Below are 13125 nucleotides of genomic sequence, written 5' to 3' on the forward strand. Positions count from 1 at the left end.
ACGGGGAAAGGTTGAGGCACAAATTAAAACTTTACGCGTCATTTAATACGTTTTTCCCTAAGCGATATGACTTGCTACTAATTGTCGTTATCTTTTTCTTTATGTTCTAACATTTCCAACTCTAAGCGCCTGACTTTTTCCAGAGTTTGTTCAATGAGCAGGCGGTTAAAGTTTATCAAATCCGCTAAAAAAGCGATGATGAAGGTGACAAAACCAAGAATCGTTAGGGTACCGCCTAAAATTAGCGATTGGATATGGCCATCGCCATCACCAGTGATATAAAAATAGATGAATCGCGTGATAGGGATCAGCCCTAACATTGTTAGGAATGCACCCAACAGGAAAAACACTCGCAACGGTTGATACATGGTGTACATACGAACAATCGTTGTCAGCTGCCGTTCGATGAATTTCGGAATACTGGTAAACAGGCGTGATTCACGTGTCTTATCATTGGTCTCAACAGGGACAGATGTCACAGCCATGTGTTTTTTGCCAGATTGAATCAGCGCCTCGATGGTATAACTAAACGGGGATACGATGTTGAGCTGCAATGCCGCTTCTCTGCTGTATGCTCGAAAACCGCTAACGGCATCTGGAACACTCACTCCAGAGAGCTGTCTGACCACATAACTACCAACTCGCTGCAACAATTTCTTAAGCGGTGAAAAATGAGCGATTTCACCGGTTTTCCGATCACCAACTACCACGTCTGCTTTGCCATCAAGGATCGGTTGTATGAGTTTAGGTATATCCCACCCTGCGTATTGATTGTCGCCATCGGTATTAACAATGATATCAGCACCACGTTTCAGGCATTCATCAACACCTTTACGGAATGTACGAGCCAGTCCACGGTTATTTTTATTCACAACAATGTGATGGACCCCCAGCTTTTTTGCAACGTCGATAGTTTTGTCTTTGGAACCATCGTCGATAATCATAATTTCTACTTCATCGACACCCTCTATTTCTTTGGGAATGTCATTAAACGTTGCAGGTAACGTGTGCTCTTCGTTATAGCAGGGGATCTGTACTATTAGCTTCAAAAGTGTCTTCCTATTACTTGTTGTGCTGAGTCACAATTTAGAATCTTCGCGTTAATATTTAGGCAACTTTCTTTAAAAGAGTGTCCCGAAAGGGCTTATTACCAAAAAAGTGTTTAAAAAATAATCCAATAGCCGAGAGTTTAAGTCTTTTTAGCATGGATTGTAAGTTTCCAATATAGGCTGTTCGATTGTCATAAAGCATTTCTTTGACTCGTTCACGGTTGGCCTTCGTCATCGTGATGTTATTCATCAAATAATAGCGATAATTGATTTCGTCAAAGAGCCGTTTACAAAGATGCTCGGTTCCCCATTGTGCGCCTGAAAACAAGTTGATCCCTTCGCCGCAGTGAGTAGTAATTTTGCTTGTAAAGCTAATGCCATCACTATTGCTAGTAATATCCAACCACATCAAATAATCTTCGCCAGCAAAACGAAAATCGGTTTTGAATCGACTATTTTTGTGTTTCTGAAAATCATAAATTACCGACGAAGCCCCAATGACATTGGCTGTCGTAATTTGGCGTACAATGTCGCCTTGATACTGATGATTATACTCACCGTCAAGGGCAGGGTGATCAGCGGGGCTAATGTAGCCTGCCCGCTCAAATGCGCCAACCGTCTGTCCTATGTGAGTGAAGTTGCAAAAATGGAAATCTGTACCAGTAGAGAGTGCTGCAATCGCAAGCTCCAGGTGCTCAGGAAGCCATACATCGTCAGGATCGAGTAATGCCACATAGGATACAGATGCGCCAACCTTATCAATCCCAGCGTTGCGCGCTGACGCCACCCCGCCATTTTGTTTTTCAATTAACTGGATTTTTTCTTGCAAATTTGGCTGGTCATCAAGAGCCGCGATCTCTGCTTTAGCTGGCACAGGAGACCCATCATCGACAACAATAATTTTGTCGATCTGAGAAAAAATTGTTTGCTGCCCCACACTTAACAGTGCGTTTTTCAGTAAGCCTTGGCTTCGCTGAAAAAATGGGATTATCACTGTCACTAAATTTTTCATGGCAAACTCGTTATTTTTTAACTCGCTTTAACAACTTAACTGCACCCTTTATTAATTTACTGGGGAAATAGGTTGCATGTTCAATTTCCCGTAATTCGGAATCCAGGCGTTTGTGCCATTCCATTGCCTTCCCATAAAACTCGATATTCCTTATCCCTTCTGTCTCAAGGTTAGCACTATAATATTTCAACATTTCGATCTTTAGCATTAACGCAGGCGATTGTTTATTAAAGGCCTCGTTGTAAGTGGTTTTTAATATGATCAAGGTATCATCCTGTTGAATACATAGATCGACAGATACCACTTCTTCGTTGATAAGATAATACCAACAACACGCTTTGCCTTTTTCAGCTAACCCAATAAGTGCCTGCTGATAGAACTTACCTTGCGTATTGTCAGGAGAAATGGCGGTGCCTTCCTGCGCTTTCCACCCCATGCTTTCTATTTCGCCATATTTTAGAATGGCCATTCTGACTTCATCTGGAGCGCTGACTTTTTGTGTTGAAAGCGTATCTTCAGCTCTGGCCGCGCGGTTTATGACTTTGTTATAATTTTGCCGCATGTTTTTTCCGAGGGATTTAAAATAGGCGTCAAAATCTTCCGGGATAGGGCGGTTGCCTGTGGTGATATAGGCTTGTTTTTCAACCAAGTCTGCTGGTGTGAATGCGCTAAATTTGCTGTCTAGTTGCAATAGGTCAAGCATGGCCACTTTGCCAGGTAAGGTTTCACAAATTGCCTTTAACATGTCCTCATCAATAGGTTCTGCATGCAACATTAGGCCTAATGGGCTTTGGGAGGGCATGCATGTCATCCATTGACCTTTACCTTTGGGTTTAAAAAAGCCGGCAAATGCCATCTCACTGCCTTTTAACGCGTACACAAAACACTCGTCACCATCAAAAAAGTAGGCTAACAAGGCGTCAACAAATTCTGCCTCAAAAAATGCCAGATTCATTGTTTTTTGATTGAGCGCTTGCCATTTTGCTTTGTGCTCTGGAAAAGCGCTGTAGGGAACATGAAACCAATTCATTTCTTTTCTTTTCCTTAGGACTGAATACTATTAATTGTGTCAATGACAAAATCCATTTGCTCTTTGGTGAGCTGATGGTGGCAAGGGATTTGAATCAGGTGAGAACGATAGTGCATACTGTTTTTGCACTCGCTTACTGCCGTTTCTTCCCAGCGCAGAATTTGAATTCCGTTTTTACGCAAAGTAAAAAAGTGTTTGTCATCATTAAGTAGAAAAGGTAACACGTAAGGTACGTCAAATTGGTCCAGGCTAGTATAAAGTGGATGCCCCACAACTGGATTATCAATTTTAGAGATCAGGTATTCAAAATTCTTTCTGCGCTTTTCTCTGATCGTTTCAATTTGACTTTTGCCCAAAATGTAATGGGTATGACGATAACTGGCCGATTCCACATCCACTGGCTGAAAGTAGCGCAGCGCTTTATCCTCTTGTTCAATCGAGGGCTTTATTGACGGGCTGGCGTCTTTTGTTGTGCCTATATTTGCTGTTTGGTCGCTGTTTACAGCCTTCGAACGGGAGCGAAATTTGTCCAGAGCTTGAGGAATTCCCAACAGGTAAGCGAAGGCTTTTAATTCGTCGGCCCAACTTGTTTGTTGCAAAGTACCTGCTGGTTTGTTTGGAAGGTAAAGCGCGCCACCATCAACGGTGGGTAAAATTTTGTTGATACTACAAATACTGGCGCTAACTTCAATGTCACTGGCCATTTTCGGATCGAAGTGATGCAAAAATCGGAACAGTGAGTGTGCGCAGTCCTCAATGATTTCGACCGGGCGGCCGCGCAACATCGCGATCATCTCATCGACATTCTGGTTAAACCCAAAGTAACGCACGACAACTACATGGGTAGGGTTTAACTCATCGAGCATGCTATTGAGCATCGCCTTGTCTACCTGCAAATTTTCCATTACTGGATAAAAATGGATTTGGTAGCCGAGCCATATGAAGGGTTCTACCAAGGCAGGGCAATGATAGGCAGGGATCAATATGATGTTATCTGCGGTCTTTTTAAGAGCTTTGCCCGCGATGCCTATAGCTCCTCGACCATTGCGAGTAAAAACTGCGTTCTCCAGATGGTAAGGGGATCGGTTAAATAGCACCACGTCTTTTAAGTGAAAATCTGGTGTTGCAGAAACACTTGGTTGAGGAAATTGGCTTGCGTTAGCAATGGGGGGTAAAAAATTAACTGCCATGTTACACCGTACTTTTTGCAAGCAACCAAGGTTGCACGAATATTGTTAATAAAATCAAGATGCATATGCTATGTCAAACAGCATAAAAATGCCATGTATTAACGATTGAAGCGCACAGAATATAATCATTTGGTTTTAGCAAGCGCCAAACGTTGGATGCACTAATTCACTGCAAAAAAGCCAACAGTTAAGGTATCCTTTGGCCAATTTAACTATGTTGATAGAGAAGTTAATTGTGATCCAAGGACATTTTGTTCCAAGTGATGCGGGAAAACTATTCGTAACTCAGTATTCCGCCAACGAACAACCTGCCAAGCAAGCGGTGCTGTTTTTGCCTTCAATTTTTGAAGAAATGAATCTCTGCAGAGCGGTAGTGGCTAAGCAAGCACAATTTCTAAGTGAGCAGGGCTTCAACGTTTATTGTCTGGACTATTTTGGTTGCGGTGATAGCGAAGGTGAAATACTGGAGGCGAACGCTGACATATGGCAGCAAAATATTTTGGATACCGTGCATTGGCTCAAGCAAAAAGGAGAACAACATCTCACTTTATGGGGAATGCGCTTTGGTGCTTTACTCGCATGCCAAAAACTGCAGGATATTCATCAAGTGATGCCCGTAAAACAGCTTGTCTGGTGGAAACCTGTGTTAAAAGGCAAACAATTTATGACACAATTTCTGCGCTTAAAACAAGCCGCGAGTATGATGCAGGGACAACAAAACGTGAAATGGCGAGAGCACATTTTAGCTGGAAATACGACAGAAGTTGCGGGTTACGAAATTTGTGCTGAGTTATTAGGTTCAATTGATAGTTTACATATCCCCACAGAAAACCCTGAGGGGTTAGCCCCTGATTTTACCGTCGCTTGGCTGGAATTGTCAGCTAATAAAATTACCCCTGTTATTCAAAAATTGATTGACGGCTGGGGAGGATCGGTTTTGAACGTGAGCTGTTTCGAAGGCAGCGCATTCTGGCAGATCCCTGAAATCTTTGAACAGCGTTTTTTACATCAGCCTATGCTTGATGCATTGCAACAAAGACCTGTGCTTGAAGAGCAAAAGGGAGAGCTGCAATGTTAGAGCAAGCCATCACATTTGACTGCGAAAACGCACAGCTGTTGGGAATTTTGCATGGTGTAGAGGTGCCAAGTAAGGTTGCAGTGCTGTTGGTAGTGGGTGGCCCACAATATCGAGTGGGGAGCCATCGACAATTTATTCAGTTGTCTCGTTATTTGGCACAGCAAGGTATTCCTTCGTTGCGCTTTGACTATACAGGGATGGGGGACAGTAGTGGCGACAAAAAATCTTTTGAAAGTATCGATGAGGACATTTTGGCTGCGACAAACACGCTGATTGAAAAAACCAAAGCCGAAAAAGTTGTGATTTGGGGACTGTGCGACGCGGCTTCGGCAGCGATGATGTATGTTCCATCAGATGATCGTGTTGCGGGTTTGGTTTTACTTAATCCATGGTTGCGAAGTGATGCAGCTATGGGAAAAACGATGTTGAAATATTATTATTTACAAAGACTTACCTCCGCTGAATTTTGGAAAAAATTATTCAGTGGCAAGGTTAAAGTTGCAGAATCTGTAGGTGATGCCAAAGGCTTTGTTAAAGACAGCGTTGCGTCAGAACAAACCAGTCAACAAAGTTACCAATCCAGAATGCAAAAAGGTTTGGCACAGTTTAGTGGAGAAATTTGCTTGATCCTCAGTGGAGTAGATTTGACCGCCAAAGAATTTGAAGAGCAGACTTTGGGCAAAAAGTCGTGGCGAGTTCTGCAATCCAAAAACGCTCAGTTGCACAAAATAGAGCAAGCGGATCACACATTTTCGACAAAAAAATACAAACAAGAAGTGGAGACAATTACTGCTAATTTCGTTAAGCAGCTTGCTTCTCGTGGTTAAAATCGAAGTCAATTGATTCTCAATTTAAGGCCGGGCTAACAGTTCGGCAGCTTTTAGCATATCGACATCATCTAAATCCGAGACAAAGGTGTTATTGGATTCGCTTACAAAAGCGCCGTCTCTGGCTTTGACTCTACCCTGGATTATGTTTCGTTGAATGGACAGCTGTGTGGCCGGAAATCTTGCGTCGACCCCCAGAGAGTTAAGGATCACATTATGATAAATCTTAGTATTTTCTGCTTTGTTGAGGTATATCGACACGTCATTTTTACAATTCATTATTAGATTGTTTGAAATGACTCCGCCTGAATGCTCGTACTTACAGTCTTTAACCTGACACCATTTTTTTCCAGTGCCTCCGTCACCCAGGGACAATCCCAAACGAATATCTAAGCTAGATTGGTAGGGTAAATTCCATGCGCAATTAATGACGTTGTTTCGAATCGTTCCATTGCTACCACCGCCTTTTAAAAATGCACCGTAGACAATGCTCATGCGTCCTCTAACCTTGCGCGAGAAATCGGCAATGAAATTCCCTTCTAGCAGCCAATTGTCTCCCCCCACCACATCAATCGGTGAAGCCGGTGAATTGCTTTTGCGCAACTCGGTGTTATAAACATCGTTATTCGAAAACACCACATTGTCTGGAAATTGCGCTTTACCTTTAGGGTAGCGGCCATTTGATTTCAGTGCAGCGCTATAGTTAATGAACGCATTATTGTCTATCACTGTATTGTCCGCATTGCCTGTCATATGAATCGCATGTTGGCAACGTTTATGATCCTCACACGGTCCTTTAAATATCAGGTTTTTAATTACCCAAAAGGGCTTGTCGAGTAAAATCCCCTCCCAGGAATTAAAATGAAGTGTAACCTGGCCAAATTGACTTGCCGCCAAGACAATAGGACTTTGACGCGTGCCAACCCCTTTCACGTACAAGGTGTCCATGCGAATTTTGTATTCACCAGGCAGTATCAGAATTACTTGTCCGGCTTTTGCGTTTTGTATCGCCGAAACGATGGATTTGGCATCATCTACTTTTATTATTTTTTTAGCTTGAATCAAATAATCTGATAAATCACTTTTAGAAGCTTTGGCACCTGCTTCAGCGTTATTTTTGTCAAATTCGAAGTGTTCATCGTTTTGCGTTGTGGAAAGCACAGCGTAGGCAAGATCCAGAATTGCTTTCCGTATCCCCCAGTTTTGATCTTTATTCAGGGTTACATAAAGTGTTGCTCGGCTTTTCAGCTCTTTGTATGTATTCGTGGTGCTGAAAATCGCCAAACCAATGAGCAGAAATAGCATACTTACCGAAATAAATTTTAGTAGAGTCTTAATTTTGTTTTTCATGCCCTCACATCACACTCACAAACACACACAACATTAAAATAGGGCAAATATATTTTATATGCAGTCTTAACAGGGTTTTGAATATTCCTTCATTGTTTAAATCACTTGGCCATGGGCGGATCCAGCCAATAACCACAAAATACATCAGCCCCATTAGTGGCAAAGTGTAGTGGGTGAGTAATGCAATAATCGCTCGGAACAAGAGTTCAAAGTTGAAAACGATGAGCGTGCTTAATGCCAGCACCGTAATGCTCACTAGCAAAACAGCAGCGTTACGGGATTGTTTTTTTGATTCAATGAGGTAGCTGACGGGAACTTCGGTGCTTGAAATCGTGCTAGTAATCGAAGCAATACTCAATAAGGTAAAGAAGATAAATCCAACAACATTACCGAACCACCCCAAGCTGTCGAAAAGCCTGGGCAACACATCAAAAATTAGCTGGCTGCGACCAATTAGCTCGCCATTGCTCATGATGGTTTCGCCGATACTTTGCGCGGCGAATAACGCTGGAATTATGAGTAAACCGGCCATGAATGCCACTAAGGTATCCAGACCCGCGACAGTCATTGTTAATCGTCCAAGGTTTTCATCACGACGTAAGTAGGAGCCATAAATCATCATTCCTCCAACGCCTACGGATAACGAGAAAAAGGCCTGTCCCATCGCTGCCAGATATAACTTGGGTTGTAAAAAAGCATCAAAGTCAGGACGTAAAAACAGCGCCAAACCTTGCTGGGCGCCTGGTAAAAAGAGCACGTAAATTATCAGGCTACCAAGCAGTAATAAAAGTAGCGGCATAAGTCTCTTTGACCAGGCTTCAATACCCCGTTTAACACCTGCGAAAATAATACCTGCCGTTAAAGAAGTGACAAGCAAACAAAAACTAAGGTTTCGTTGCACTGTGTTTTGGGTGACAAATTCAACGCCTTTTTCCCAACCTATCGCAGAAAAAACACTGCCTAAACTGTGCGCCAACATCCAACCGGCTAGGATACTGTAAAAACCCAACATAAAGATTGCTGCGGTGAGGCTAACGAATCCTAAAACGCTGCCAAACAGAGGTTTCTGAGTAGGATGCTTGCGACACGCATCACGCAATGCTTCTACTGGATTAGCTCGGGCAATAAAACCAATCGAAAGCTCCGCGTAAAGGGCAGGAACAGCCAGCAATATCATCACTAACAGGTAGATGATGATGAAAGCACCGCCGCCATGATTCGCAACTTGCGTTGGAAATCCCCATATATTGCCTAAGCCAACAGCAGAACCTGCTGCGGCGAAGATGAAGCCTATTCGACTGGCAAAATGTGGTCGGCCTTTATTGACTGCGGACAAACTACAATTAACTCATTATTGTTTTGTAAGGTATTGGTGATGAAATCTTAGATGCGCATCGATATAGCTGGCGATGAAAAAATAGCTATGGTCGTAACCAGGGAAATAACTTATTTGCGCAGGGTAATTGATTTTCTTGGCTTGCTCTTCAAATGGCCGGGTTAACCGCTGATTTTGCAAGAAGTCATCCTCAAGCCCTTGATCAATTTTAATCGGGATCTGCAAAAAACTGCCTTGTTGTTTTAACATTTTGCATGCATCGTATTGTTCCCAATTGCTTTGATTGTCGCCTAAATAGGTGTTAAATGCTTTGATTCCCCATGGACAGTTACTTGGGTTAACGATGGGGGCGAACGCAGAAATAGAGGTGAATTGCTGCATATGTGACAGACCAATGACCAATGCGCCATGCCCACCCATTGAATGTCCAGCAATGGCTGATTTGGGTTTGACGTGGAAATTGGCTTGAATTAATGCCGGTAACTCTTCAACAATGTAGTCATACATTTTGTAGTGTTTATTCCAAGGTGGTTGGGTGGCATTTAGATAAAAGCCAGCACCTTGGCCGAGATCATAATTTTCATCATCGGCGACATCTTTGCCTCTAGGGCTGGTATCTGGTGCGACAATAATGATACCAAGCTCTGCTGCGGTGCGCTGAGCACCGGCCTTGGTAACAAAATTTTCATCCGTACAGGTTAATCCGCTCAACCAATAAAGCACCGGAAGCCTCTCCCCTTGCGATACCTGGGGTGGTACAAAAACACTGAAAAACATGTCGCAATTTAGAACAGATGATGCGTGTTTAAATCGTTGCTGTTGGCCACCAAAGCAGGTGGTTGAAGAAACTCGTTCAATCCCATTCATCAGTAGTGCACCACTGAACGGATGGACTTACCTTCGTGCATTAAATCAAATGCCTGATTAATATCTTCCAAACTCATTGTGTGGGTAATAAATGTGTCGAGTTCAAATTCCCCATCCATGTAGCGCTGCACATAATCAGGTAATTGGCTACGGCCTTTGACACCACCAAAGGCTGTCCCCCGCCAAACGCGACCTGTCACCAGTTGGAACGGGCGGGTAGAGATTTCTTGACCTGCGCCAGCTACACCAATAATCACGGATTCCCCCCAACCCTTGTGACAACATTCCAAAGCGGAGCGCATAACATTGACATTGCCGATGCATTCAAATGAGTAATCCACACCACCGTCAGTCATTTCCACAATGACATCTTGGATAGGTTTATCGTAGTTCTTGGGATTAACTACATCCGTTGCGCCAAGTTGCTCGGCAATGTCAAATTTATCCTCATTGATATCGATAGCAATGATTCTGCCAGCGTTAGCCATTTTAGCGCCAATTAACACAGACAAACCGATACCGCCTAGTCCAAATACCGCGACAGTATCGCCAGGTTGCACATTGGCGGCATTCGTCACTGCACCCATTCCAGTTGTGACACCGCATCCCAACAAGCAAACTTTTTCCAACGGCGCATCTTTGGGAATTTTTGCTAATGCAATTTCGGGTACTACGGTGTGCTCTGCAAACGTTGAGGTGCCCATGTAATGATAAATAGGTTTGCCGTCTTTAGAAAAACGCGTGCTACCATCGGGCATCAATCCTTGGCCTTGTGTAGCGCGGATGGCCTGACATAGATTAGTTTTACCCGATAAACAAAATTTGCATTGACCGCATTCTGGTGTGTAAAGGGGAATGACATGATCGCCCACTTCTACCAGGCTGACACCTTCACCGACTGCTTCAACAATTCCTGCACCTTCATGGCCCAAGATGGCAGGGAACAAGCCTTCTGGATCGTCACCTGACAAAGTATAAGCATCGGTATGGCAGACCCCCGTTGCGACAATGCGCACAAGTACTTCGCCTTTTTGAGGCGGCATAAGATCAACTTCCTCAATACTTAAAGGCTGTCCTGCCTGCCAAGCGACAGCCGCACGTGTTTTGATCGTTTGCATAGTGTTATTCCTCAAATTTTTTGTTGGGTAGCAAGACAGTGACCGATAAAACGAATAGAACGATCCAGCCAGTTAGTAAGACTGATTTTATAGCCTTTTTGACACATTTCGTGATCTACCAATTCGTTTTCTAAGCGCTTAATTGCAATCTCTTCCAATCTTAGTCGAGTTTCGTTGTCGATGGACAACGATGGGTTCGTTTGTGGACGGGTTTTTAGACCCATATTAGCAAGAATACTGTTTTTCTCATTACCAAACAGCACTGCAGGTGGGACGAACCAAGTCATGACAAAATCAAACTTTTGTTTTTCAGCGGGCGAATCAATCACTTCAAATGAGTGACGAATTTGCAATTGATTATCGCTGTTGGAGGCACAACCAATTAAAAATAACGAGAAGCCGAGGATGACATAATTAATCAATTGTTGCGGATTTACCAAGTTCATTGGGTTAGACGATTACTCATTTGTGCCGAGATCATTTTAGATCAACAGCTTACTTTAATTTTCTTGATGTTGAAAACAGGCCCTGCAAAAAAATACAAAAGATTTTGTCATTAGGAAGGAAAAAATAATAACAACATCAATAATTTGAGTTAAAATTAATGAATAGACAGTTAAGCTTGAAGGAACATAGATGAGAATTGGCATCGCGATACTTTTTACCCTTACAGGGGTTTTTTCGCAAAACGCATACAGTGACGGAGATTTATACGGTGTAGTGGCTGGTGGGTACGGCAAAACGGACTTTGAAACCAATGATGTGGATCACGGTGCCTATAAATTTGGCATAGGTTATCAATTTGATCGCCAATGGTATGCCGAATTCGGCTATCAGCAACTCGCAAATCAAAGCTTGGTCGATACATTGCCTACCACCTCCTTGGGGTTAGAGGAAACTGAGTTTGGTTTAAAAGCCAATGCAATTTATGCGGCAGTATTGGGCAAAGCCGGTAGTCGAACAGGCGAGTTATTTTATCGATTAGGCGTTATGAATATAGATGTCGAAGGCCAGCACCTTAGCGATACAGGGCAATGTGATTTTGGCGATACACGCATGTTTTCCGTTGATGGAGACGCGCAAATGGCTGTGTGCGAGTACGATGAAGGAGTATTTGGCGGAGTGATTGGCATTGGATTTGATTTTTATCTTGGTGTCAATGTCATGTTGCGCACAGAAGTGGAACATATTACCGGAGAAAATGGTCTTAAGCACAACGCTGGTTATATTGGATTACGTTACAATTTTTAGGGGTTTTTACGCCAATGCTTGTGTGTTCATTACGTCGGGGTGTCAATGTAATTCGAATGGTTTGGAGGGCAAAGTATGAAAAACGAACTGGACAGTCGGTTTATTTTATCAGTATTTGAGAAAATCAAAGAGCACGGCGAGGTTGTCGAAGGTGGTCATATGCTTGAAAATATTAAAGCCTATACCGACCACGATGGCTACACGCTTTATCTTGAAGACAATCAGGTGACATTACGATTTGGCTTCCATAATCAATATCATTTCGATTACGAAAAAGCGGACCATCTTGAGCAATTCGAACGGCGACTTAAATTAATTGAAAAAATGGACTTTTAATCACTAACGGGTTTCTGAATCGCTTACGGACAGCTCAGAGCGTTGCCTGAAATGTTTTCATGTACGCCATCTTTATTAGCATCTTGACTAATTTTTACTCTTCCTTGTGGCGTTACCGTTAGCTCCCGAGCATAGGCCGCGTCTTTACTACTGTGGCATAACAATATTGTAGAAAGCACATTTGCCGAGCCATTAGGTAAAAATTGAATCGATTGATTGGGACCATTGGCGTAATTGTTAGACGATATTAAAGAGGTTGCGACAAGAATCTCTTCGTCATTACCTCGAGAACCATTGCCATCTTCATCGGCAAACACCATCTTCACTTGGCTCCAATCTGTTGAACACGTTGAAAAATTTGCTGTGGGACAAACTATTGTTAATATCTGTTCATCGACGGCAGTGGCTCGAGCAAATTGTATCACACCACTTATTTCATTGATTTCTGAGACTATCCGGTTTTTATTGATGATACCTTGAGCCGCCGGAAGCCCAAATGTCAAAACCACTCCAACGATCACTAATCCAATCATTAGTTCGACTAGCGTAACGCCACGTTGATATTGATAATTTGACTTGATCATAATGGTGTGCGATTAATTCCCAGAAAATTGTGCTAAAGCCCACTGAAGAGTATTCACTCTTTCTCTCTCAGGTTATACCATAGCTTATATAAGTGAT

The 13125-nt window shown here is 42.8% G+C and carries 14 protein-coding genes; 4 read left to right on the forward strand and 10 right to left on the reverse strand.

Annotation, left to right across the window (positions count from 1 at the left end; all coding sequences use genetic code 11):
* Positions 1-77: 77 nt before the first annotated feature.
* The 4 genes from FM019_RS13175 to FM019_RS13190 are packed head-to-tail and all read right to left on the reverse strand — an operon-like array spanning position 78 to position 4281.
* Complete coding sequence (locus tag FM019_RS13175; RefSeq protein WP_143836402.1) at positions 78-1049, reverse strand: glycosyltransferase family 2 protein; 972 nt, start codon at positions 1047-1049, stop codon at positions 78-80.
* A 58-nt stretch (positions 1050-1107) separates the two neighbouring features.
* Complete coding sequence (locus FM019_RS13180) at positions 1108-2061, reverse strand: glycosyltransferase family 2 protein (RefSeq protein ID WP_143836403.1); 954 nt, start codon at positions 2059-2061, stop codon at positions 1108-1110.
* Between the two features lie 10 nt (positions 2062-2071).
* Positions 2072-3091, reverse strand: coding sequence for a GNAT family N-acetyltransferase (locus FM019_RS13185; protein WP_143836404.1), 1020 nt, complete (start codon positions 3089-3091; stop codon positions 2072-2074).
* 14 nt (positions 3092-3105) lie between these two features.
* Positions 3106-4281 carry a DegT/DnrJ/EryC1/StrS family aminotransferase gene (locus tag FM019_RS13190; protein WP_143836405.1) on the reverse strand — a complete coding sequence of 392 codons (1176 nt, stop codon included), beginning with the start codon at positions 4279-4281 and terminating at the stop codon, positions 3106-3108.
* A 199-nt stretch (positions 4282-4480) separates the two neighbouring features.
* Here FM019_RS13190 and FM019_RS13195 point away from each other — a divergent pair, with 199 nt between their 5' ends.
* On the forward strand, positions 4481-5359 hold the full coding sequence (locus FM019_RS13195) for an alpha/beta fold hydrolase (RefSeq protein WP_143836406.1): 879 nt from the start codon (positions 4481-4483) through the stop codon (positions 5357-5359).
* Entirely contained in the window at positions 5353-6186 is an 834-nt protein-coding gene (locus tag FM019_RS13200) for a hydrolase 1, exosortase A system-associated (protein ID WP_143836407.1), read from the forward strand. Before FM019_RS13195 ends, FM019_RS13200 begins: the two co-directional genes overlap by 7 nt.
* Positions 6187-6210: 24 nt before the next feature.
* Here FM019_RS13200 and FM019_RS13205 read toward each other — a convergent pair whose 3' ends face one another.
* Genes FM019_RS13205 through FM019_RS13225 form a run of 5 tightly spaced genes read right to left on the reverse strand, consistent with a single transcriptional unit; the run spans position 6211 to position 11303 of the window.
* Positions 6211-7536 (reverse strand): chondroitinase-B domain-containing protein, encoded by a 1326-nt coding sequence (locus FM019_RS13205; protein ID WP_143836408.1) that lies wholly within the window; start codon positions 7534-7536, stop codon positions 6211-6213.
* A 4-nt stretch (positions 7537-7540) separates the two neighbouring features.
* Complete coding sequence (locus FM019_RS13210; RefSeq protein ID WP_143836409.1) at positions 7541-8872, reverse strand: sodium-dependent transporter; 1332 nt, start codon at positions 8870-8872, stop codon at positions 7541-7543.
* A 15-nt stretch (positions 8873-8887) separates the two neighbouring features.
* Entirely contained in the window at positions 8888-9739 is an 852-nt protein-coding gene (fghA, locus tag FM019_RS13215) for an S-formylglutathione hydrolase (RefSeq protein WP_143836410.1), read from the reverse strand.
* Entirely contained in the window at positions 9739-10857 is a 1119-nt protein-coding gene (locus FM019_RS13220) for an S-(hydroxymethyl)glutathione dehydrogenase/class III alcohol dehydrogenase (protein ID WP_143836411.1), read from the reverse strand. The genes fghA and FM019_RS13220 overlap by 1 nt, the downstream gene beginning before the upstream one ends.
* A gap of 11 nt (positions 10858-10868) precedes the next feature.
* A complete protein-coding gene (locus tag FM019_RS13225; RefSeq protein WP_143836412.1) occupies positions 10869-11303 on the reverse strand; it encodes a hypothetical protein in 435 nt (144 codons plus the stop codon).
* Positions 11304-11493: 190 nt separating this feature from the next.
* Between FM019_RS13225 and FM019_RS13230 the strand changes: the two genes are divergently transcribed.
* Both FM019_RS13230 and FM019_RS13235 read left to right on the forward strand, forming a co-directional pair.
* Positions 11494-12108, forward strand: a complete 615-nt coding sequence (locus tag FM019_RS13230; RefSeq protein WP_143836413.1) for an outer membrane beta-barrel protein — start codon at positions 11494-11496, stop codon at positions 12106-12108.
* Between the two features lie 75 nt (positions 12109-12183).
* A complete protein-coding gene (locus FM019_RS13235) occupies positions 12184-12444 on the forward strand; it encodes a DUF3081 domain-containing protein (protein ID WP_143836414.1) in 261 nt (86 codons plus the stop codon).
* Between the two features lie 23 nt (positions 12445-12467).
* On the opposite strand, the gene FM019_RS13240 is transcribed toward FM019_RS13235, so the two are convergent.
* Positions 12468-13028 (reverse strand): GspH/FimT family pseudopilin, encoded by a 561-nt coding sequence (locus FM019_RS13240; protein WP_143836415.1) that lies wholly within the window; start codon positions 13026-13028, stop codon positions 12468-12470.
* Positions 13029-13125 lie beyond the last annotated feature (97 nt).

The organism is Aliiglaciecola sp. M165 (assembly GCF_007197995.1).
Taxonomy (GTDB): domain Bacteria; phylum Pseudomonadota; class Gammaproteobacteria; order Enterobacterales; family Alteromonadaceae; genus Aliiglaciecola.

Coding starts and splice junctions, on each gene's coding strand:
- FM019_RS13185 (WP_143836404.1), bottom strand. CDS start 3,091: ATGAATTGGTTTCATGTTCCCTACAGCGCTTTTCCAGAGCACAAAGCA.
- FM019_RS13200 (WP_143836407.1), top strand. CDS start 5,353: ATGTTAGAGCAAGCCATCACATTTGACTGCGAAAACGCACAGCTGTTG.
- FM019_RS13225 (WP_143836412.1), bottom strand. CDS start 11,303: ATGAACTTGGTAAATCCGCAACAATTGATTAATTATGTCATCCTCGGC.
- FM019_RS13220 (WP_143836411.1), bottom strand. CDS start 10,857: ATGCAAACGATCAAAACACGTGCGGCTGTCGCTTGGCAGGCAGGACAG.
- FM019_RS13205 (WP_143836408.1), bottom strand. CDS start 7,536: ATGAAAAACAAAATTAAGACTCTACTAAAATTTATTTCGGTAAGTATG.
- FM019_RS13190 (WP_143836405.1), bottom strand. CDS start 4,281: ATGGCAGTTAATTTTTTACCCCCCATTGCTAACGCAAGCCAATTTCCT.
- FM019_RS13240 (WP_143836415.1), bottom strand. CDS start 13,028: ATGATCAAGTCAAATTATCAATATCAACGTGGCGTTACGCTAGTCGAA.
- FM019_RS13235 (WP_143836414.1), top strand. CDS start 12,184: ATGAAAAACGAACTGGACAGTCGGTTTATTTTATCAGTATTTGAGAAA.
- fghA (WP_143836410.1), bottom strand. CDS start 9,739: ATGAATGGGATTGAACGAGTTTCTTCAACCACCTGCTTTGGTGGCCAA.
- FM019_RS13180 (WP_143836403.1), bottom strand. CDS start 2,061: ATGAAAAATTTAGTGACAGTGATAATCCCATTTTTTCAGCGAAGCCAA.
- FM019_RS13230 (WP_143836413.1), top strand. CDS start 11,494: ATGAGAATTGGCATCGCGATACTTTTTACCCTTACAGGGGTTTTTTCG.